The organism is Bacillus sp. JJ1127, from assembly GCF_036965845.1.
GTDB lineage: Bacteria > Bacillota > Bacilli > Bacillales > Bacillaceae_G > Bacillus_A.
This window is the reverse complement of sequence record NZ_JBALQK010000170.1, coordinates 18,842-21,838: the sequence shown is the minus strand read 5'-3', so window position 1 is coordinate 21,838 and position 2,997 is coordinate 18,842. Positions and strand designations below refer to the sequence as shown.

The window sequence follows — 2,997 nt, the reverse complement described above, 5'->3', positions numbered from 1 at the left end:
GTGTAGGGTACTTTGTATTTTGTATAACAGGGATGTAGATGTCAAAAAATTAAAATGGATTTATATAGATTGAATTGGAATTTGAATCTATACAAATAACTAGAGGAATATTATGATAAGAAAATAGAAAAAATAGGAGTATATGTAAATGTTAAAGAAGAGAAAAATGATTAAGTATGGCTTAATTGTAATGATGATTATCGTAGGTTATATGGGATTCTTACAATATAACATTTATAAGCATGGTCATATGAAGGCACCAGATGATGCAGATTATATGATTCTGTTAGGGGCAAAGGTGAAAGGAACAGAGCCTTCTTATTCTTTACAATATCGAATTGATCAAGCGGCGGAGTATTTAAAAACACATGAGCAAACAATTGTAATTGTGTCCGGTGGTAAAGGAAAAGGCGAAGATATTTCAGAAGCGTTGGCTATGAAAAAAGGATTAATAAAACAAAGTATCACGGAAGACAGAATTATAATGGAAGATCGCTCGACAAATACAGATGAAAATATTAAATTCTCAAAGTCTCTTATTCCAGCGAATAAGAAAAAAGGGATGATTGTTACGAATGACTTTCATATGTTCCGTGCAAAAAAAATTGCTGAAAAACAAGGTTTAAAAGTAGAGGGACTTCCTGCAAAAACACCAAAACCAATTATCATTCAGTCGAATGTGCGAGAATACTTTGCGATTACACAATATTGGCTAACCAATCGAATATAGCGATAAAACTTTACAATTGTAGGGATTTATTATTTCGTTTGGAATATTGTTAAAGGTATTAAAGTTTTGAGTGCAGCTTAATATGGATAGAGTTAAAAAAGGGTGATTCGGTAAGAATTTACTCTTTTTTGTTTAGGGGGAGGGTTTGTTTTATCGTAAGTGATATGGATTGGAATATAGAAGTGGCATATCGAAACAGTTTGCTGGGCATATAAGTTGTGAATATTGAAACAGATGTGTTAATTTTTCAGTATGAAGAAAAAAAGGGGAGTGATTTTGATGAATGAGATGATACATAAGATGGAGCAACACGTTTCAGTCCGTAAATATAAAAATGAACCGATTCCAAGAAATATAGCTGAAAGAATGGTACAAGCAGCTCAACATGCCGCATCATCACATTTTGTTCAAGCGTATTCGGTTGTTTATGTAACAGATGAATCATTAAAGGCACAATTAGCAGAGCTATCTGGAAATCGTCATGTGAAAGATTGCGTGGCCTTCTTTGTCTGTTGCGCAGATTTAAAGCGTTTAGAAATAGCTTGTGAGAAACACGGGACAGAGATTAAACATGATACTACAGAAAACTTTATTGTAGCTACAGTAGACGTATCATTGTTTGCGCAAAATTTAGCGCTCGCTGCAGAATCACTAGGATATGGTATTTGTTATATTGGCGGGATTCGGAACAATCCAGAAGAAGTTAGTGATATACTTCATTTGCCAGATAAAGTATATCCGGTGTTTGGGATGACAGTTGGAGTACCAGATGAAAGTCATGCAGTGAAGCCACGCTTACCAGTTGAAGCAATTTTACATGAAAATGCATATGACGAAAATAAATATGATGAATTATTAGCAGAATATGACCAAACAACGAATGAATACTATAAGGGAAGATCTACCAATCAAAAGAATGTAACATGGACAGGATCAATGAGTGCTTTCATGTCAAAAGAGAAGCGATTACATATGAAGGAATTTTTGAGTGAAAAAGGGTTTAATAAAAAATAAAGTTTGAAAAGCAGATCTGCCTTCGATTGCTGTTGCAGAGAGTGTAGGATTTGTAAATGTTTTTGATTGAAAAAGAAAAGCGGCTTATTTAGAGCCGCTTTTCTTCATGAGTGTATTGTATGCAGCAGAGATTTTTCTAAATTGACATGTTCAGCACGAATAGAACACTCGAGCCATGCAGAAGCAATATTTTCAAATATATGTGGTTCGCCTGTTGTGAAAAAGCGATGTTGTGGTAAAAAATTTGTATCTGCAAGTAAATTTTGATGTTGTAAAATCGCACTTAGTTCAATCGCTGTTTCTTCAGAAGAACTAATAATATGAATTGTATCATCTAAAATACTTGAAATCACTTTTTCTAAATGTGGATAATGCGTGCATCCTAACACAAGTGTATCGTATGATATTCCTTTTAAAGGAAGTAGTGCCTTTGTTACTTCTTCTTTTACAAGCTGTGTTTCGTGAAGATGATTTTCTACCAATGAAGCAAGTGTTGGACAGGCTAATTCATATACTTGTACATTTGGTTGAATCATTTTTAAAGTATTACGATAAGAGTGTGAAGCGATTGTCCCTTTCGTACCGATTACAGTAATGTGATTTTGCTTAGAAACTTTTAATGCGGCACGAGAACCTGGTCCAATTACACCAATTACAGGAATAGATATCTTCTTTTGAACTTCCTCCAATGCAGCGGCAGAAGCAGTATTGCAAGCAATTACGATTGCTTTTAAAGGAAACTGCATTAAAAACTCAACAATTTCAAGTGTAAATTGTTGCACCTCTGCTTTTGAACGTGGCCCATAAGGACAGCGGTTTGTATCACCAAAATAATAAATAGTTTCTTTCGGTAATTGCCTCATGATTTCTTTTGCAACTGTTAATCCACCTACACCAGAATCGAGTACACCAATAGCAAAGTTTTTTTCCATAAATCGCATCTTCTTTCATTATTTTGAGTAAGTGAGGGGGATGTATTTTAAAAATCTACTGAAGTTTCTGCAGTATGATAGTAGTTACTTCATGAAGGAGTCATCACCCATAGTGCTAGTATACAAGAAAAGAAGAGAATAAGTAATGCACTACTTATTCCAGTAATCTGGATAGAAACGAGATCAGCTGCAACCTCGGTTTCGAGAGTAAAGAAATTCGTTTTGTCATAAGTATTTCGACATATATATACATTAATTAAAAAGATATAAACCCCCTCTTTTAGGCGGGAGAGAGTATCTGGCCATGCATAGAAGCGGTTA

General features: G+C 34.5%; 3 protein-coding genes and 1 pseudogene. 2 read left to right on the top strand and 2 right to left on the bottom strand.

Annotated features, from left to right (window positions below; all coding sequences use genetic code 11):
• The first annotated feature begins 148 nt into the window (after nt 1–148).
• Nucleotides 149–730: a YdcF family protein gene (locus tag V7183_RS17005; RefSeq protein ID WP_335360261.1), complete on the top strand. Its 582-nt coding sequence runs from the start codon at nt 149–151 to the stop codon at nt 728–730.
• Between the two features lie 279 nt (nt 731–1,009).
• Nucleotides 1,010–1,744, top strand: coding sequence for an oxygen-insensitive NADPH nitroreductase (gene nfsA / locus V7183_RS17000; RefSeq protein WP_335360260.1), 735 nt, complete (start codon nt 1,010–1,012; stop codon nt 1,742–1,744).
• Nucleotides 1,745–1,848: 104 nt separating this feature from the next.
• Here nfsA and racE read toward each other — a convergent pair whose 3' ends face one another.
• Nucleotides 1,849–2,685, bottom strand: a complete 837-nt coding sequence (racE, locus tag V7183_RS16995) for a glutamate racemase (RefSeq protein ID WP_335360259.1) — start codon at nt 2,683–2,685, stop codon at nt 1,849–1,851.
• Between the two features lie 80 nt (nt 2,686–2,765).
• Nucleotides 2,766–2,997 (bottom strand): annotated as a pseudogene (locus V7183_RS16990) (hypothetical protein); the annotation flags it as partial.